At 64.1% G+C, this 17,465-nt stretch carries 19 protein-coding genes and 1 tRNA gene; 10 read left to right on the forward strand and 10 right to left on the reverse strand.

Going from position 1 to position 17,465, the window contains the following annotated elements; translation table 11 throughout:
• Positions 1-128, reverse strand: a 128-nt coding sequence (locus AAF430_21985; protein MEM7412918.1) for a co-chaperone GroES, incomplete at its 3' end; no start/stop codon positions are given.
• 457 nt (positions 129-585) lie between these two features.
• Here AAF430_21985 and AAF430_21990 point away from each other — a divergent pair.
• The 6 genes from AAF430_21990 (at position 586) to AAF430_22015 (ending at position 4,751) form a co-directional block, all read left to right on the forward strand.
• On the forward strand, positions 586-1,872 hold the full coding sequence (locus tag AAF430_21990) for an ammonium transporter (GenBank protein ID MEM7412919.1): 1,287 nt from the start codon (positions 586-588) through the stop codon (positions 1,870-1,872).
• Positions 1,873-1,966: 94 nt separating this feature from the next.
• The gene (locus AAF430_21995) at positions 1,967-2,392 is read left to right on the forward strand and encodes a VOC family protein (protein ID MEM7412920.1); all 426 of its coding nucleotides are present in this window, start codon (positions 1,967-1,969) and stop codon (positions 2,390-2,392) included.
• Positions 2,393-2,498: 106 nt separating this feature from the next.
• On the forward strand, positions 2,499-2,696 hold the full coding sequence (locus AAF430_22000; protein ID MEM7412921.1) for a hypothetical protein: 198 nt from the start codon (positions 2,499-2,501) through the stop codon (positions 2,694-2,696).
• A 33-nt stretch (positions 2,697-2,729) separates the two neighbouring features.
• Positions 2,730-3,602 carry a PaaX family transcriptional regulator gene (locus AAF430_22005; protein MEM7412922.1) on the forward strand — a complete coding sequence of 291 codons (873 nt, stop codon included), beginning with the start codon at positions 2,730-2,732 and terminating at the stop codon, positions 3,600-3,602.
• On the forward strand, positions 3,599-4,597 hold the full coding sequence (locus tag AAF430_22010; protein MEM7412923.1) for a fatty acid desaturase family protein: 999 nt from the start codon (positions 3,599-3,601) through the stop codon (positions 4,595-4,597). The genes AAF430_22005 and AAF430_22010 overlap by 4 nt, the downstream gene beginning before the upstream one ends.
• 78 nt (positions 4,598-4,675) lie before the next feature.
• Positions 4,676-4,751, forward strand: a tRNA-Gly gene (locus AAF430_22015).
• A 131-nt stretch (positions 4,752-4,882) separates the two neighbouring features.
• Here AAF430_22015 and AAF430_22020 read toward each other — a convergent pair.
• Together AAF430_22020 and AAF430_22025 are read right to left on the reverse strand one after the other, a co-directional pair.
• Positions 4,883-6,043, reverse strand: coding sequence for a tyrosine-type recombinase/integrase (locus AAF430_22020; GenBank protein MEM7412924.1), 1,161 nt, complete (start codon positions 6,041-6,043; stop codon positions 4,883-4,885).
• Complete coding sequence (locus tag AAF430_22025) at positions 6,043-7,020, reverse strand: hypothetical protein (protein MEM7412925.1); 978 nt, start codon at positions 7,018-7,020, stop codon at positions 6,043-6,045. The genes AAF430_22020 and AAF430_22025 overlap by 1 nt, the downstream gene beginning before the upstream one ends.
• Positions 7,021-7,791: 771 nt before the next feature.
• Between AAF430_22025 and AAF430_22030 the strand changes: the two genes are divergently transcribed.
• The 3 genes from AAF430_22030 to AAF430_22040 all read left to right on the forward strand — a co-directional run bounded on the left by AAF430_22030 (position 7,792) and on the right by AAF430_22040 (position 11,396).
• A complete protein-coding gene (locus AAF430_22030; GenBank protein ID MEM7412926.1) occupies positions 7,792-9,408 on the forward strand; it encodes an AAA family ATPase in 1,617 nt (538 codons plus the stop codon).
• Between the two features lie 507 nt (positions 9,409-9,915).
• A complete protein-coding gene (locus AAF430_22035; GenBank protein ID MEM7412927.1) occupies positions 9,916-10,260 on the forward strand; it encodes a hypothetical protein in 345 nt (114 codons plus the stop codon).
• Positions 10,261-10,688: 428 nt separating this feature from the next.
• Positions 10,689-11,396 (forward strand): ATP-dependent Clp protease proteolytic subunit, encoded by a 708-nt coding sequence (locus AAF430_22040; GenBank protein ID MEM7412928.1) that lies wholly within the window; start codon positions 10,689-10,691, stop codon positions 11,394-11,396.
• A gap of 203 nt (positions 11,397-11,599) precedes the next feature.
• Here AAF430_22040 and AAF430_22045 read toward each other — a convergent pair whose 3' ends face one another.
• Genes AAF430_22045 through AAF430_22055 form a run of 3 tightly spaced genes read right to left on the reverse strand, consistent with a single transcriptional unit; the run spans position 11,600 to position 13,042 of the window.
• A complete protein-coding gene (locus AAF430_22045; protein MEM7412929.1) occupies positions 11,600-12,103 on the reverse strand; it encodes a hypothetical protein in 504 nt (167 codons plus the stop codon).
• Positions 12,104-12,119: 16 nt separating this feature from the next.
• The gene (locus tag AAF430_22050) at positions 12,120-12,557 is read right to left on the reverse strand and encodes a hypothetical protein (GenBank protein ID MEM7412930.1); all 438 of its coding nucleotides are present in this window, start codon (positions 12,555-12,557) and stop codon (positions 12,120-12,122) included.
• Entirely contained in the window at positions 12,554-13,042 is a 489-nt protein-coding gene (locus AAF430_22055) for a hypothetical protein (GenBank protein ID MEM7412931.1), read from the reverse strand. Before AAF430_22055 ends, AAF430_22050 begins: the two co-directional genes overlap by 4 nt.
• Before the next feature lie 297 nt (positions 13,043-13,339).
• Between AAF430_22055 and AAF430_22060 the strand changes: the two genes are divergently transcribed.
• Entirely contained in the window at positions 13,340-14,350 is a 1,011-nt protein-coding gene (locus AAF430_22060; GenBank protein ID MEM7412932.1) for a YaaC family protein, read from the forward strand.
• Positions 14,351-14,360: 10 nt separating this feature from the next.
• Here AAF430_22060 and AAF430_22065 read toward each other — a convergent pair whose 3' ends face one another.
• The 4 genes from AAF430_22065 to AAF430_22080 form a co-directional block, all read right to left on the reverse strand.
• Positions 14,361-15,110 (reverse strand): hypothetical protein, encoded by a 750-nt coding sequence (locus AAF430_22065; protein MEM7412933.1) that lies wholly within the window; start codon positions 15,108-15,110, stop codon positions 14,361-14,363.
• Positions 15,111-15,278: 168 nt separating this feature from the next.
• Positions 15,279-15,737: a hypothetical protein gene (locus tag AAF430_22070; protein MEM7412934.1), complete on the reverse strand. Its 459-nt coding sequence runs from the start codon at positions 15,735-15,737 to the stop codon at positions 15,279-15,281.
• A 33-nt stretch (positions 15,738-15,770) separates the two neighbouring features.
• Positions 15,771-16,340 carry a hypothetical protein gene (locus AAF430_22075; GenBank protein MEM7412935.1) on the reverse strand — a complete coding sequence of 190 codons (570 nt, stop codon included), beginning with the start codon at positions 16,338-16,340 and terminating at the stop codon, positions 15,771-15,773.
• An 87-nt stretch (positions 16,341-16,427) separates the two neighbouring features.
• Complete coding sequence (locus tag AAF430_22080) at positions 16,428-16,856, reverse strand: hypothetical protein (protein MEM7412936.1); 429 nt, start codon at positions 16,854-16,856, stop codon at positions 16,428-16,430.
• Positions 16,857-17,465: the final 609 nt, after the last annotated feature.

Consider the following 17,465-nt stretch of genomic DNA (forward strand, 5'->3'; position numbering starts at 1 on the left):
ACGGCCACCACCTTGCCCTCCGAGGGCTTCTCCTTCGCCGTGTCGGGAATGATGATCCCGCCCTTCGTCGTCTCTTCCTCGTCGATCCGCTTGACGAGAATCCGGTCCTGCAACGGACGGATCTTCATGGGATTGCTCCTTGTCCATGTTGGATTGGGGGGCCCAGGCCGGGCTCACCGCCGGGGTGTTGTCGGATGCTTCGGGGCCAGGCCCCACTGCGCACACCCCCCGGTCCCCAGGCGAGGGCGGCCGGGCGGCGTCGCAAAACGCCGGGTGTTCTAGGCACGGGCGGGCCGGGGTCAACGCGTCGCGGCGGATTTTTTCGTGCGACGGGCGGGCGACCCGGTCCCTGGCGGTGGGGTTTTCCCTCGCCCGACGGACGGACCCGGCTGCCTACGGCTTGTGCAGTGCCTGCTCAAGGTTCAGGCGGCCCGGTGGCTTGGGAGCGCCTCACGCGCGCTGCGACGCTCCGAGGCGGGCCGCTCGTGGCACATCGCTTGCTTCCTCTCTCGCCGTCGCGGGCGCGCCCCGGAGATCGCCTGGATCTCCGCCCGGCGGTGTCCCGCACTCCATGGAGAACACCGCGTGCTCGACCCCAAGCCCACGACCCGAGGCCTGCTCGCCGGCATCACCCTGCTCGGCCTGGCCCAATCCGCTTCGGCCGACGAGATCTCGGCCGGCGACACCGCCTGGATGCTGACCAGTACGGCGCTGGTCCTGATGATGACCCTCCCCGGCCTGGCGCTGTTCTACGGCGGCCTGGTCCGGGCCAAGAACATCCTCTCGGTGCTGATGCAGTGTCTGATCTCCGCCGGCATGGCGGGGGTGCTGTGGGTGGTGGCCGGCTACAGCCTCGCCTTCGGCGAGGGCAACGCGTTCATCGGTGATCTCAGCATGCTGGGCCTGGCGGGGATCACGCCGGACTCGGTGTCGGGCTCCATCCCCACCTACGTGTTCGTGATGTTCCAGGGCATGTTCGCGATCATCACGCCGGCGCTGATGCTCGGCGCGTTCGCCGAGCGCATGCGCTTCGCCCCCTACCTGGCCTTCATCACGATCTGGCTGTTCGTCGTGTACATCCCGCTGGCTCACATGGTCTGGGGCGGCGGCTACATCGGCGAGACGATCGGCGCCCTCGACTTCGCCGGCGGCCTGGTCGTCCACATGTCGAGCGGTTTCTCGGCGCTGGCGGGCGCGATCATCATCGGGCCGCGCCGCGGCTACATGAAGGACATGATGCCGCCCCACAGCCTGCCGCTCACCGTGATCGGCGCGGCGCTGCTGTGGGTGGGTTGGTTCGGATTCAACGCGGGCAGCGAGCTTGCCGCCGACGGCACCGCCGGCCTCGCGTTCCTGACCACGAACACGGCCGCGGCCACCGCTGTGCTCGCGTGGGTCGCCATCGAGTGGATCCACCGCGGCAACGCGACGGTACTCGGCGCGGCCACCGCGGCGGTCTCGGGCCTCGTGGCCATCACCCCGGCCTGCGCCTTCGTGACGCCGGTCGGTGCCATCTGGGTCGGTCTCGGCGGCGCGGTGATCTGCTACGTGGCCGTCACGATCCTGAAGCCGATGCTCGGCTACGACGACTCGCTCGACGTGTTCGGCGTGCACGGCATCGGCGGCCTATGGGGCGCACTCGCCACCGCGCTCTTCATCGCCGACTTCGCCCTGCCCGAGGGCCAGACCTGGGGCGGCCAGCTCTGGGCCCAGGTCCAGAGCATCGTCCTGGTCGCGGTCTACGCGCCCGTCGCCAGCGCCATCATCCTCTACGTGTTGAAGGCGGTCTTCGGCGGTCTGCGCGTCGGCGACGAGCAGGAGTCGCAGGGCGTGGACGTCGTCGAGCACAGCGAGACGGCCTACACCTCGTAAGCGTGTGAACACCGGGTGCGGCGTCGTCGGGCGCCGCACCCGGCCACTTCCCGTATGCTCCCGTCTCGCGCCGCATGCCACGACGGAGAGAGCCGTGAAGTACCTGCACACGATGGTCCGGGTGACCGACCTCGAAGATTCCCTCGAGTTCTACTGCGAGAAGCTCGGCCTCGAGGAAATCCGCCGGGTCGATGTCGAAGCCGGCCGTTTCACCCTCGTCTTCCTCGCGGCGCCCGGCGACAACGAGGCCCAGGTCGAGCTGACCCACAACTGGGATCCGGATCCGTCGCCCCTCGCCGGCGGCCGCAACTTCGGCCACCTCGCCTACCGGGTCGACGACATCTACGAGGTCTGCCAGCGGTTGATGGACGGCGGCGTGACCGTGAACCGCCCCCCGCGCGATGGCCACATGGCCTTCGTGCGCTCGCCCGACGGCATCTCCATCGAGCTCCTCCAGAACGGGCCGCCGCTGTCCCCGCAGGAGCCCTGGGCCTCGATGCCCAACGAGGGAGAGTGGTAATCAGGAGCGCGCAGAACTCGCCGTAAGGCGAGCCATCTGCACCGGTTCTGGGATCGCCGCCAGGCCGTGGGCGTCACGTCTGCGCCCGGCGTGGCCACTCCTACACATGAATTGGATCCTCCTCCCCGTGCGAACCGAACCGAGCCCCTTCCGGCGACGGATGGGCTGGAACCGTGAACAGCGCATCGCCCTGCTCAAGCGCCGGCTCGTCAGCGAGGCGGGTCTGAACGGCGCGAGCGCGATGGCCATCTCGACCGAGCTGGAATCCCTCCTCGCCGAAGAAGAGCGATCATTACAGAGTTAGCGATCCCATCGCTTTTTCTGTAACATTGCGTGCGTGGCAGCCCCCACCGCGCGCAGCCTGATCCTCGACCTGCTCTCCACCCTTCGGGAGGGGAGCATGCCCGTGGCTGCGCTCGTGAAGGCGGGAGGCCTCTTCGGGCTCGCCGAGGGCAGCCTCCGCGTCGCCCTCACCCGCCTCGCGGCCGACGGCCGTGTCGAGCGCGACGAGCGCGGGTCCTACCGCCTCGGTGCCGCCGCAGCCCCCGTGCAAGGCGTGGTGGGCGGCTGGCGCACCCTCGACCGCCGCCTGCGGCCATGGCGCGGCCCCTGGTGGGCGGTCCAGCGCCCGGAGCGCGCGCTGCGCGGGGCCGCTGGGCGACGCGCGGCCCAGGCCCTGCGACTCCACGGCTTCGCGTCCCTGCGCGCTGGGCTCTGGGTGCGTCCCGCCAACTGGCGTGAGCCCCTCGACACGCTGCGCGAGCGTCTCCACGCCATCGGGCTACCCGACGACGCCTGGGTGTTCGAGGTGCGCGATTTCGACACAGCGACCGATGCCCGGGCCCGCGCGTTGTGGGACGGCGCCGCCCTGGTCGCCGACTATCGACGCGCCACCCAGGCGCTGCGCACCAGCGCCGCGAAGCTCCCCGAGCTCGACACAGGCGTTGCGATGCGCGAGTCGTTCTTGTTGGGCGGCAGCGTCGTGCAACAGCTGGTGCTCGACCCCTGGCTACCCGCACCGCTCGTCGACGAAGACGAGCGCCAGACGCTCCTCGAGACCATGCGCGAATACGACCGCCTGGGCCGCAGCGCCTGGGCCGACTTCCTCGGACGCTTCGGCGTCCCCCATCGCACGGCACCGGCGGATACCCGCTGGGCCGCAGCCGGTGCCTGGCCCGAGACCGCTGAGCACCTCGGAGGGAACCCGTGAACGAATCGACTGCATCCGCGAGCGTAGAACCCGATGCACTGAGCTGGCGCGAACGCGTCACCCGGGAAGAGATCGACGGCTGGCTCGCCATGAACGACTGGAAGAGCGCGTTCTCGATCGTGCTGAACTGGGCACTCGTGTTCGCGTCGATGGCGCTGGTCGCCGTGTGGCCGAACCCGCTGACGATCGTGTTCGCCCTCTTCGTGATCGGGGCGCGCCAGCTCGGCTTCGCCGTGATGATGCACGAGTCGTCCCACCGCACCCTGTTCTCCAACCGCAAGGTCAACGACTGGGTGGGCAACTGGCTGTGCGCCTACCCCGTCTGGAGCGACATCACGCCCTACCGTCCCTACCACCTGCAGCACCATGCCCACACCGGGAAGCGCAAGGACCCGGACCTCGGCCTGGTGAAGCCCTTCCCGATCACGCGCACGAGCCTGACGCGGAAGATCTGGCGCGATCTCTCGGGCCAGACCGGTTGGAAGTTCGCGAAGGGCGGCTTCAAGCGGACCTTCGGCCGCTGGAACGAGGACGAGACCGCGCGGCGCGCGGCCCAGGGTGTGCTCGTCACGAACCTGGTGCTGCTGGGTCTGCTCACGGCCGTGGGCCACCCGGCGCTCTACCTCTTGTGGGTCGTCGCCTGGCTCACCACGAACACGCTGGTGACGCGCATCCGCGCGATCGCCGAGCATGCCCTCACCCCCGACGCCGAAGAGCCGAGCGGCCACACGCGCACGACGATCCCGGCCTGGTGGGAGCGGCTGTTGATCGCGCCGAACTGCGTCAACTACCACATGGAGCACCACCTGCTGATCATGGTGCCTCACTACAACCTGCGCGCGATGCACGAACGCCTGATGGAGCTGGGTGTCATCGACCCCGGTTGCATCACCCACGGCTACGCAGCGGTGCTGCGCCACGCGGCGAGCAAGCCCGACCAAGCGTCGGCCGCCGACGTCGGCGAGACCCTGCCGAAGCGCTACCCGCCGTTCTGAGGCGCGGAGCCGCCGGGTCGCCACCGTTCACGCCGCGCGCATGAACCGCCCGCGCGCGTGGGCTAGGCTGCGGCTACTGCGCGAGTAGCTCAGTTGGTAGAGCATCAGCTTCCCAAGCTGAGGGTCGCCGGTTCGAACCCGGTCTCGCGCTCCAGAGATTCCGAAGGCCTCGTAGTCGAAAACCGGCGCGGGGCCTTTGCTTTTTCGTGCAGCGTCGCCGCTTGCGACACGGGTCGAGCGACTTCCTGCCACTGGGAAACGCGGAACTGACGGCCTAGTGACGGCCTACGCGCCCGAGTCATCCGCGCCCGCGATCATGGCATCGAGCCCCGCCATCGCGGTCTCCAGGTTCTCGGGTATGTGCTTCGCGTAGATGTCGAGGGTGGTGCTCGCACGCGAGTGACCCAGCATCGCCTGCGTGGTCTTGAGATCGGTCCCACCCCCGAGTACGAGCGTTGCCGCGGTGTGGCGAAGGGGCTGGAGCGACACCTTCTTCCCCTGCAACCCGGCAGCCGCCACCACCGGCCGCAGGTTGCGTCGGCCCCAGTTCGAGAAGCGAATCGGCGTGCCGGCACCAGACGTGAAGACAAGCACCGTCGGATGCGGAGACGCGGGCAAGCTCTCGCGGTGCCGATTCACGGCCTGTCTGGCCCAGGACGGCAGCGGTACCGTCCTGCGTGACATCTTGGTCTTCAGGTCGGCGATGTACTGGCGCCCCTGAGCGGTCTCCTTGAGCGCCTGGGCCAAACGGACACGGCCAGCGCCCAGGTCGATATCGCCCCAGCGCAGGCCGAACACCTCGCCGCGCCGAAGACTACACAGCCCCAACGCCAACGCAGCCTCGACCCACGGCGGCTGGGTGTCCCTGGCGACCGCGAGCAGGTGTTGAGCCTCCTGCGGAGTCAGGTGGGCGATCTCCGGCCTGGGGAGCTTCGGGCGGTCAACATGAGCAGTTGGGTTCGCCGCGAGCTTGCCCCTGCGCACTGCGAGCTCGAACACCCGAGCAGCCAGGTCCAACACCATCCGGCGCGTTCGCAGACCAACGCCAGCATCCCGCATGTCGTTCTTCAACGACTCGATATGGGCGTCCGTCACGCGCTTGATCTGCATTCCTCCCAACCTGGGAACAAGGTGCTTGTTCAGCGTGCTTCTGTACGTGCCCAGTGTCGTGGGCTCAACAGCCTCCTCCTTTGAGGACAGGTACAGCTGCACGAGGTCCGAGACAGTCATGAGTCCGGGGTCAGCGATGCGTCCACCGCTATCGAGGGTCTCCAGTGCCTTGCGAAGCGCTCGGTTCGCCTCTGTCTTCGTCTTGAAGTAGCCGAGCGTCCGACGACGCCGCTTGCCGCTGCCATCCCGGCCAAGATCGATCTGGGCCTGGTAGGGCCGACGGCGCCCTTCCCTCTTGGTGACGCTGCCGTCTCCTTGATCTCGTCGTTTTGCCACTACTTTGTCCTCCTGTTCTTTCCCTTGAGCCACCCTTGAACGGTCTTCGTATCCGAGTCGAGCTTCTTGGCGATCTTCGCCGGCGTCATACCCCTCTGCGCCAGCTTCACAGCCTCTCGCTTCCTCTCGCGATACGCCGCCATCCGGCACTTTTCGGAGCAGTACTCCCTGCTCCGGCGCGTCTTGCGACGGTTGTCCACGATGAAAACGTCGTTGCATACGAGGCATCGCTTCTCGACACGCTCAATGTCGAGCGAGTAGGCGAACTCCAACCAAATCAGCCCCAGTAGAGACCGAGCCTGATCTCTCATCTCAACGCGATCGCCATAGAGAACGGGCCGACGGAGCACGGCCGGATCAAACGATTCTGTTTCGGGATGTAGCGAGCGACGCCGACCTCCGAACTGGTCGGTTACGCGTGCTACGACCAGTTGCCGCAACCGACGACTCGCTAGCTCCTTGCTGTCAAACCGCTCAGCAGACGAACGAGGGAGTAGGTTCGCCCAGACTTCCCCACCGCTCTCGGTCAATCCGACGCGCGAGCCCAACGAAGCCGATGCTGTCTTGTGCCACCACGACAGCCTTTCGTTCATCTCCTTGAGTGTCCCGCTCTCCGCGGCCTCCCATGAGCTCATTGCGAGGCGCAGGTCCAGAGATTCAGAGATCCAACTGTCAACTCGCTCCGCCCAGGGTTGCTCGCCCTCGGCGTCGTGGACTGTGACCGGGACTCGCTCCCAGATTCCGAGCATCCCGAACTCGTCCGCGAACGCCTGAACCGCGCCGAGAGCCTCTTCGCCTTGATAGGCGAACAGACTTGAGAATCGACGGTGCAGAGGTGGACCCCCCTCTGCGGGCAGGAAGAGATCCTCTTCGTCGCCGGTCCACCAGACGAGCCATGCCCCAGCTGGGGCTTCGTGAATGCCGTAGCCACCTGGGTCGCGGCGCCAATTCAGGACCACGCGGTCCGCAAGCTCCACCGGCTCCCCTCCATCGGTTGTTACGCGATGAACACGATAACATATTTTTTACCGTGGTTGCGAATTTCGAGTCCCGACGGCACATTCCTCACTGCGGAACGCGGGAATACACACAGGTGGCCGAGCGTGTCCGCCTGGAACTCAGGAGGCCCTATGCCGGATCGAGATCCTTCAAGCCCTCAAATCAATGCGGCGCACCAGGGCGACGACGAGTGGGAGGACGGTGCTCTCGGCGGCAGCAACCGCTGGGAGTTCATCGGGACCAGCAGATCGCGTTGGTACGAGCTCGTCCGGGAGGGCGAACTTGTGGTCGCGCGCAACGGAAACCGACTGGTGTCTTCGGTCAAGAGTTCGAAGGCGTACCTGGCTCGGAACCGGGTCTGACCCCAACCCCTCAACGCAGAAGCGCCCCGCCCCCCGTATTCAGCGACGAGAGGGCCGAGGCGCTGGAGCGAAGCGATGAGTTTATCGCGATGGACCCGAGAGCACCCCTGCCCCATCTGCAGCGGGCACGACAAGCTCCCACGCGGTCACGGAGAGCGCTGCCACGGGTACCTCTCTTCCGATTCCCTGTACGCCTACTGCGCGCGAGAGGAACTCGCCGGCAGCCTGACGCCGCAGGGGGAGTCTGGATGCTACCCGCACCGTCTGGAGGGCAAGTGCCGCTGCGGCGAGACGCACGGCATTGCCAAGTGCGCCTCGAAGCCAAACGGCGTGGCACGTAAGCGCGCGTTCTCCCCGAGTTCGGCAAATCGGTCCCATGGGTCCGTCTTGCGCGACCTCGGCCCTGAGGTCGCCTCGTACCAGTACCAGGATGAGGACGGGCAGCCGCTCTTCGAAGTCGTGCGCTTCGAGGCCCCTGATGGCGGGAAGGAGTTCCGCCAGCGCGCCCCGGACGGCACCTGGAGCGTCCAGAGCATCCGGAAGGTGCCCTTCCACCTACCCGAGCTCCTCCGGGCCGTGGCGGCCGGCGACTCGATCTACGTTGTCGAAGGCGAGAAGGACGTGCTCGCGGTCGAGGCAGCCGACTGCGCCGCCACCTGCAACCCCGGCGGCGCCGGGAAGTGGCAGGACGATTGGGCTCCGCTCTTCGACGGCGCCCACGTGATCGTCGTCCAGGACAAGGACGATCCCGGCGAGAAGCACGCCCGGAAGGTGTACCACTCACTAAAGAACGTAGTGGCCAGCATCCGTGTCGTGGAGGCTGCCAGCGGGAAGGACGCCGCGGACCACTTGAAGGCGGGGGAGCGGATCGACAGCTTGGTGGAAGTCAGCCTCGAGACCCAGGAAGACAGGACGGGGCGACTCAGGATCCTCACAGCCACCGAGATCGAGCAGGACCGGGCACCACGGGAGATCGTCGAACGCCTGATCCACGAGGACTCCCTGCACTCCATCGTTGCCCCTGCGAAGGGTGGGAAATCGTTCCTCGCTCTTCAGCTGGGACTTGCGGTTTCCCATGGTGAGCCCTTTCTCGGGCAGCGCACCCGCCAGGTACCGGTGCTCTATGTGTCCACTGAGCCTGGGATGAGCGCGGCGGTGCTCAGAGGGCGGCTCGCAGCTATCGCGCGGGATGTCGGACTCCCCGCACCAGACTTCGACCGCGGGCTAAGGGTGGCTGCATCCACGACCGAGCGCGGTGCGCTCGACCTGGACCTGACAACGGATGAAGGCCGCGCCGAGCTGCGCGACGCAGTTCGAGAATCCGGGGCCGGCTTGGTGGTGCTGGACACCTTCTACAGCATGTCGGGGGACAAGGACATGATCGACAACCTCCAGATGAAGGAGGTCTACCTCGAACTCTCGCGCCTGGGGAAGAACGAGAGATTCGCGAACGTCCTCCTCGACCATTCCGGGAAGTCCGCAGCCGAGGGGTTGCCAGTGAGCTTGTCCGCGATCGGCGCGTCTTCGAAGGGCGGCGCGTGCAACACCATCATTCAGCTGAACCGGCAAGGTGGCGCCTGGGAGATGAAGGTGGCCTCACACTTCGGCACCTGGGATGACCCGCTCGTCTTCACCCGCCCCATGTGTGACGGGAAGCCGGGCTTTGGCGTCGTGCCGACTAGCCACGCCGAAACCAACGACATCGACATCTCCTGGCTCCAGGAGCTCTTCGAGAGCCATGGCGAACGAAGCGACGCGTACGAGGGCTGTCTCCACTTCGGCTCCGCTACCAAGCTCAAAGCAGCCCTTGCGAAGAACGGCATCACCAGCACCCCGAACCAGGAGGCCATCGACGCGGACATTCGACGGCAGTTCTGCTTCTGGCCAACCACCTCACCCATGAACCGAGATGGGAAGCCGATCGAGGTCCTAGACGGATCCCGGAGCGCTCGAATCTATGTCTGGAGGTGGGGGGAAACGACCTCCACCACCGCCCCTATATAGGAGGTCATGGTGATGGTGGAGGTCAGCGGTGAAACGAGTGTCACACGGAAGCAAGCCGAGCTGGCGCTCGCGCGCCCAGCTTCGGCTCTTGCATTCCGTAGGGATGACTGGTGTAGGTCGGTGGCGGTTGGTGTCGGTGGTGAGAGTGGACCGGGTCCGTCAGCGTTTTCTGCCCCGATTCGGGACCGGGTTAAACGTCATGGAAGCGCGCGCAGATTTCGGGGCGACCTGGGAGAATTGACCCCCCGGTATGCCGCTGCGAACAGCCTCCCCCCTGGCCGTCAGTTGGCCGTCGAGGCAGAAAACCGCAGCCACCACAGTCGCTTGGCGCTGACCCTTAGCTACGCAAGCGCAGGGTACTCGCCGTTGACCCGAGGGAATGCTGCGGCCGCCGGCGATTCGCGGGGACAGAGGGAGAGGAGGTCCCCCTCCTCGTGGGTTCACCTCGGGCCGCCTCAACGATTCACAGGGCACGATGCCCAAAGAAAGGGAGAACGAACCTTGAGCTTGAACAACAACGAACTCTTCATCGGAGCCTGCGTCCGGAACGACCACGAGCGGGCCGCTCTGTTGTTCCTAGAGGAGGCGTTTGCGGCGGAAGACGACGCTTTCTCCAAGACTCAGGAACTCGCGTACATCGACTATTGGTGTGACTACGACACCGATCCGCTCGGGCTCGTGATTGTCGAGCGCACCCAGGATTGGCTACGAGCCTACTACCCGGACAGCCTGGGCTTCATGGCACCGGGGAAGCAGTTGCCCTTTGCGCAAGCCATCATCGCGCGGTTCAGGGAGATCTGGCCCGCGCGTGCGAGTGCGCCGTGCGACGATTCAACCTCGCCGGTGAATTAGTCCAGGACCCGGACCTCTCCCGCCAGTTCACGGGCGCGTGTGTTCGGGCCTGGCGGGAGTCCACGGGCCTCTCCAGGGCTCGTCTGGCCGCCATCCTCGGCTGCTATGAGAGCACTGTCCAGAGATGGGAAGCCAGTGCCGTGGTGGCGCCCCGGGTCGTGTTCCAGCTGGCGGGCACGGAAAGACTCGTCCGACGCCTGAACTACCAGCGGCGGGAGGCCAAGCACTCCCGGGACTACCGGCGTCGTCGCGACGTTTGCGAAGACCGGATCAAACGCGGTTTGAAATCAGAGCCGGAAGTGCCCCTCTGGTAGCAGGCATGAGAAAGATTGCCCTGGACAGTGGCGGAGGTGCCTGGACAGGCCGTATCTTTCCGAGTTACCCCCTCCAAGAAACCAGCAACTTCCTCCGTGAAGAGGAAACGGTCAATGGCGACCGAATTTGGAGATGTATCCGTAGCAGGACCCCAACAGCCCCAGGTCCCGATCACAGGCTTGCCGCCGCAGGTCTTGCAGCAGATCGCCAACCAGGCGAGTCAGCAAGCGGCGATTCAGTCGGCCAAGACGCACTATGTCTCGTTCTCTGCCGAGGTGGTGCCGCACACGATCGAATCGTTGCTCGCACTGTGCGCCGACCTGGTGAACAAGCATCAGCCGGACGAGATCTACCTCGCCCTCAATACCCCTGGCGGCCAGGTCGCCTGCGGGATCGGTGCGTACAACATGCTCCGGGCACTGCCGGTGAAGATCATCACGCACAACGTGGGTGCGGTTGATTCGATCGGAAACGTGATCTTCCTAGCGGGTGACCAGCGCTATTGCTGCTCGAACGCGGGTTTCATGTTCCATGGCGTCGGATTCGACATCAATGGACAGAACCTGCGCCTGGAGCGGAAGCTACTCGGAGAGCGACTCGACGCTTTGCAGGCAGACGAGCGCAAGATCGCCAGCATCATCTCCGATCGGACCGAGATGACGGACGATCAAGTCGAAGAGTCCTTCCTGAACCAGGTCACCCGCGATCCGGACTTCGCAAAATCCAACGGTATTGTTCACGAAGTCCGAGACCTGGACATTCCGAAAGGCGCACCCATTTACCAGCTTGTATTCCAGCGGCAGGGCGTCGTTGTCCGGTAGGGTCGGGAGGAATTCGTCGGTCACGGGGGGGAGCCTATCACGCACCATGATACACCCCTGTGAAGCAGTTCACCGATGACATTATCGGCAGGTCGATCCAGAGGGATTAGCGACATTCTGTTCGAGTCGCAAATTCTGGGGGTTGGCCGTCTTGTTGCGCATTCGTTAAGGAGCTCTAGATCCCCCTTTTCCACACCTGCGCCCTACTCCAGCGCCCTCAGCACCTCGGTGCTGTTTTCCGCCGTCTTGCGGGCGAGGTCCTCGAACCCTGGGTTGGCGGCCAGCTGACGCACTCGCTCCTGGACCGCGACTAGTTCTGCCCGCTGCACCGGGAGTCGCTCTCGGAGGCTGAGGAGCCTGCGGAGCCGCTGTGTGCGGCCCTTGGCAGTGAGCACCTTGCCCTTGCTGCGGCCACTGCGCGCGCGCATCGGTTCACCGCTCACGAACTCGGCCTCAATCCGCGCGGCCTCCTTCTCCGCGTCTCGGATCCGCGCTCGAAGCCCCTGAGCGTGGGACTCCAACAGGGACCGCTCCGAGGTGGCCTCGGGCAGGATCGCGTCCAGTCGGTGCCACCGCGCCACCATGGCGGCGAGCTGGTCAGCGGGTCGTTCCAGCACCCGGCGTTGGTGGTCCTCGTCAAGGCCCAGGACAACCTGGGCGGCCTTCTCGCGCAACTGCATCTGTTCTGCTTCGTTCAGCATCAGCATGATCTCCAGCTTGGGGTTAGTTCAGAGTTTCAGTGCTCGGCTCAGCGAGCCTGCCACCCTGCCGGGCCAGAATGGCGGCCTCCTCTGAGAGCCGGACGAAGGTACGCATGCTTCCGCCCTGGAGTGAGTCCGTGTAATCGAGGAAAGCGGGTAGACGCAGGAGTTCGGCGTAGACCTGCATCGCCTTCCAGTCGGCTCTCGGGCGAACCAACCTCTCAGGTTTGCCCGTGTCGATGATGCGATGGCACGTCCAAAGGAGCTCGTTCGCGCTGAACGACATGCTGACCCATTCCTTGTGGGAGGGATCGTCACTAGGAATGTGCGTAAGGGCGTCGTGGATGAGCTCGAAGGTCTCGTAGTGGTACTCGCGGAGCCATCGACGGGCGCGCTTCGGCGTCAGCTTGTTCCAGGGGACGGGAACGAAATCGATGTGGAATCTGTCGATACCCATCACCGCCCCTCCGACCGATAGGTCTCGGCGCGATCCGACCTCATCTCGCGCGACCACCAATGAGAGGCTTCGGCCTTGAGCTGGGTCGCCGCATTCTCCAGCGCCGCGGTGAGAAGCTCGTAGGTCCTGGGCCAGAGCTGCGCCCCCTTGTCGCCGTACCCGAAGCCGTCGTCCGTCTTGTCGCGAAGCTCTCGGATGCTGCGGGCGATCTCCTGGGTCTGCTCCGAGGCGTGCACCGAATCTACGTCGAGTCGGCAGCGCGGGTGTTCGAGGAACTCCGGCACCGCCTGCAAGACCATGGCGAAGTCCTCCAGGAGCATCTCGGGAACGTAGACGCCGGCGTGCACGAGGTCCGCGAGCACGAGCGTCCAGTCCCGGAAATCGCCGCGGAGCCAATCGAGGGCCTCGCCGCGGTTCTTCCACTCGGGAACCGGAATGACGTTGGTGGGGATCGATACGATGGGGCCGGGCTGGACTGTGTCGGACATGGGTGGACTCCAGTGGTGGGAGGCATTGTTAACATTTAAGCGTTAACATAGGCTGCCATGGAGCCGCAACGGGTAAGTGTTAACTTTCCCGGGTGGGGCTAAAGAGGCTTGAGGCCGAGCACCGGACTCGGCGGAAGACCGTCGTGGTCGACGAGTATCGGTGCGTCGTCTGCGGCGAGTGGACAGCGGCGAAGCGCCCTCGGCTGACGTGCTCGGACTCACATCGTGTGATGCTGGCGCGGATGCGGAAGCGCGGCGAGATGCCCCCGCACACCCGGTCAACGGAGTGTTAGCCAGATGCGCCTCCACTATGTCGGTTCGTTCCAGCGAGGGCACCACCACCCGTCTGAAAGCGCGGCCGGAGAAGCATGGGGCCAGCTCTCACGGTACGGAGCGGTCAACTTTCTATCAGCCTTCAGCGGAAATATCGGCGGCGAAGATCCCGACCGTCCGCGAATAACGTCGTATGCGGCCGTACGGATCCGTCAGGGGGTTGAGTTTCGGAGTTTTTCGCAAGACGGCTCGCTTCTGACTGCGCCGCTCTCCTTGTACTACGCCGCGTTGAACGCCGCACGCGCGTGCCTCGCGCTCGAAACGGGAACCGAATCTGGGAAGAGCCACGGGCTCACGTTTCGCCTGGGCGAAAGCCTGATGGATTGCCATGCGATCATCGCCAAAGGTACGTACGCAGATCTCCTTGCCGCGTTCGACGTGTCGTTCGAGGTCGGAGACGAAATCTCGTTGCGAGATGCCCTATCGGCGATTCCAGAGATAGCTCACGAGTTCAACTCCCCGGACCGGGGATTGACGAACGTGTACTCGGTCTCGGTCAAAGCGGCACGAGGCGAACTAACGCTTCGCGTGAACGACTCCTACCGGCCTCTTGAGGATTTTGCAGCCAGCTGGCGAGATTGGTTTCCGATCCTCGCAACGATCTGCGCGTACAACGAGAACGAACGCAGCCTGGCCCTGGTCGATGCAGGGTCAATCGCTGGCCCGGAAACCGTTGAAGAGTTCTGCAACGCTCACCTTGAGACCAGCCTCACGTGGCTCAATGCTCCAATCTGGTGGCTTATTCGACACCCCGTATCGAAGCTGGAATTGCCACGGATCGCCTACTACTTCGTTGCCCTCTTCATCCTGGGAAGCGTCGTCCGCTATGAACCCGAGATGATGATCGAAGCTGCATCACCTGATGACGAGCTCAACTGGTTCTTGCAGCGATTCCTTGCAGCGGCAGATCGGCATGTGCCACAGCTGCTCGTCTCGCGGCTCCGCGGACACAACGTGTTTTTCCCCTCGGTCTAGCCGTGCTCGCCTACGCTCCCGACCCGCGAGCTCTGCGCTGCGCCGCCAACTCACGGAGGAGCGATTCGACGGTCGCCCCAACGCGTGGCACGCGTTGTTCAACGAAGATCGGATCGTCGATCTCCGGCAACGCCCTAGGTAACGCTCCCAGAATCCGCGCCTGGGCCTGGAGGACGCTTAAGGTCATGACGACGAAGAGGCCGGGGTCATCCGGGTCGAACTCTTGCGCCTTGATCTGAATAGCCTGGTGAAACTTCCCGCCCGCAACCTCGTGCTTTACGTCAAGTCCGAAGGCGATTCCCAGGAATCGAGAATGCATTGCAAACGAAGACGCCCGCTCGTAGGCATCGTGTAGCCCGAAGTCTCTCGCGGCCGACCGAACCGCGTGTTGGTGTGTCTGGAAGAACGCGCGGCCGTCGGCTTCGGTTGAGATGTCCTGCCACTCCGACGCGATCTCAGGGCTCTCACTCATGAGGTAACAAAGCGAAAGAGACTCCACCTGCAGTCTTGTGTAGGCAAACGGGGCGGAGAGTCGAAAGCGAAGCAGATCCGCGAACGCGGCCGAGTTCAATACTGCGATCTTGGCAAGGAGAGTGCCTCGTGATTCGCGGCTCCTGAAAGCGTGCAGCGCATCCCTCACCCGGGGGTTTGTGCCCGCATGAGCCGGGAGCTCGCCGTCGGATTCCAGGCCTAGCTCCTCTACAAGCTCTTGAATGGGTTCGTAGTGCCGGTCGCTGAAGCTCTGGGTAAGCACGCGCAACGCGGTGTCATAGAGACCGCATACGTCATTGAGAGCCGACCAGAAACCGGGACAATGATCGCTGAGCACGCTCTTGCAAATCGGGACGTTCTCATTGTCCGCTTGCAGAAGCTCATCGATAGTCGGGCTAAGCATGTGTTCGTACCCGCCGTTTGACCGCGCGACGACCTATCGAAGCTCGTCTCGGATCCGTAAGGCCTCCTGAACCACATCCCGTTTGTCGAGGTTCGTGTCAGGGTCTCCTCCCGAAACTGCGTTCGAGAGGTACACCAAGCCCTCCCGCGCGATGGCGATATTCGAAAGGCTCGGAACTATCCCTAGGTACGCCCAAACGCGATAGTGCGGAACGAGATGTGCGCGTGCTGCGAGCTGCGTGGCTCTCTGCCGCAGGACGAGAGAGGATTCCATCTCCCGCTCAGGAGAGTGCGCGCCCGGATTGGCGAAGACATTCGAGTGGAACACGAGGTCATCGGCAACTTCACCGATCAGCATTCGCAGACCCTGAACGGGCTCCAGAACAACTTTGAGTAGTACTTGTCCCACAACGAATACTGCGACTCCTCCGAGTACTGTGAATGCCATCGTGACGGCCGCCTGCTGAAACTCAACCACAGAGCCCTCCTCCACCCCAAGCTCCCAGGGGCCGCTTAGTCACAGAACTTAGTCGCTGCGCGATCGCACTCCGAACTCAGCGAGGAACGGCGCAAGATCTTCTGGTACCGAAGTGAAGTGCTTTGAGGAACGCTCGCGGAAACGCTCGAACAGAACGTCGTCAATTGCGATGCGCTTCAAGTAGCGCCTCACGGCCTCCACGAACGCCGATACAAGCTCCTCGACCCGCACAGCTACGAACTGGTCGGGAGCGAGGGCCTTCATTGCATTGGAAATCGCGTCGAAATCAGACTGACCATACGAGTAGCCTATGCTCCGAACGCCGAACTTCGCTCCAACCCGCGAATCCGGTGTCAGCGTATGGAGCAAACCGCATCTAGCTGCATAGAGCTCAAGAGCGGTGCACTCCAGCGCGCTATCGGGGAGCAGATAGCTATCGACCCATCTCGTGAACGACTCGCGCACCGACTGATCCGCCGGGGCGGTTAGCCAGCTCAGCGCGTCAATCCCGGTGTAAAGCAAAATCAGGGCCGGGATGGGTAGGCCTTCCGCAACGCAGCGCTCGATTCCCTGACGGAGCTGAACAAGCGTTCGCGATGTTCCCTCGGCGTGCTCCATTCATCTATCCGGTGAGATTCAGCATCATCTTGTCTGGTGCAGCTCGCAGCAGCGGGCACGGTTCTTCCGAACACACGGACTCGCCAACTAGGCGCGTCTTTCGGGCGCCCGCGATCTCATATAGAGCTTGCCGAGCGAAGTCAGCTGAACTTCCGCTGCGTCAGCCAAGTAGGCATTCCTTGGAACAGTCATCACCAAGCCAAAGTTCCGCAGCGGACGAATCAGCTTTCGCTGGCTTGATGAAGGCTTCTCTGGATACTGAATGGCGCCCGAGGCGTGGATCTCGTCTAGGTACGCCTGCTCCGAGTCAGTGAGCGAGCCGCCCACTTGCTCCTGGAGTGCTCCTTCCAGCTCGGGAAGGCTCGTCTCGATCTTCTGGCCGAAGAGAGAAAGCGTGAGCTTCGAGCCACCGAGCAAGGCGGGAAGACTACCGCGAACCACCACGACTCCGATCAGTGCAACTACAGGCCAAGCGAGAACTTTCAGTAACTTGATCGTCTCATCTAAAGACAACATGACCGGAAAGATGCCCCCGTATTCAGTGCCTCACATGGCTGATCTGGCCCCAGGATGCTCCGTACCGCTCAACCCGCGGACCTAGAGGAAGCTCCAGCGTGCTGAGAGGTAGGAGGAACACAGGATCATTGCATTCGCAACGAGGTACCTATTGTAGGGACCTCGCTTCTCCGTAGGAGCGTACTGTGCACGGTGAACTGTCTTGAACAGTAGCCATCCACCGATCGCGCCAACTTGAGAAGACACGATGAGCATCGGGTACGCCAGCATCTCGAAGATACCGAGAACTAGCGGTAGCCAACTCGAAGTGCGAAACGCCGTGGGCCATGGCACTTGAGTGCGAGAGGCCAGTTCGTGGGAAGTGACCGCTCGGACAGCGAGGGGGCTAGCAGCCGCCAACGCTAGGTACACGAGCCAGCAGTCAGGGCTCCTCGTAAGAAGCGTCTCCACCATCAGCTCCTTGGCTCATCCGAAGTAGCCCCTGAATGTGTAGGGAGAGATCCGCTCATCCAGCGGGACCAGCTTCCGACGAAACGGCACAAAAGGGCAACACAGAAAGGTCTCTGGGACAGCCCCGAACAGAGGAATGCGCAAGCTCGATTGCCCTCC

The sequence above is a fragment of the Myxococcota bacterium genome, assembly GCA_039030075.1.
GTDB lineage: Bacteria > Myxococcota_A > UBA9160 > UBA9160 > SMWR01 > JAHEJV01.

Bases quoted from the DNA above. Each gene is read 5' to 3' on its own strand.
- AAF430_22000 (MEM7412921.1), top strand. From the start codon at position 2,499: ATGAATTGGATCCTCCTCCCCGTGCGAACCGAACCGAGCCCCTTCCGG.
- AAF430_22040 (MEM7412928.1), top strand. From the start codon at position 10,689: ATGGCGACCGAATTTGGAGATGTATCCGTAGCAGGACCCCAACAGCCC.
- AAF430_22045 (MEM7412929.1), bottom strand. From the start codon at position 12,103: ATGCTGATGCTGAACGAAGCAGAACAGATGCAGTTGCGCGAGAAGGCC.
- AAF430_22055 (MEM7412931.1), bottom strand. From the start codon at position 13,042: ATGTCCGACACAGTCCAGCCCGGCCCCATCGTATCGATCCCCACCAAC.
- AAF430_22060 (MEM7412932.1), top strand. From the start codon at position 13,340: ATGCGCCTCCACTATGTCGGTTCGTTCCAGCGAGGGCACCACCACCCG.
- AAF430_22075 (MEM7412935.1), bottom strand. From the start codon at position 16,340: ATGGAGCACGCCGAGGGAACATCGCGAACGCTTGTTCAGCTCCGTCAG.
- AAF430_22080 (MEM7412936.1), bottom strand. From the start codon at position 16,856: ATGTTGTCTTTAGATGAGACGATCAAGTTACTGAAAGTTCTCGCTTGG.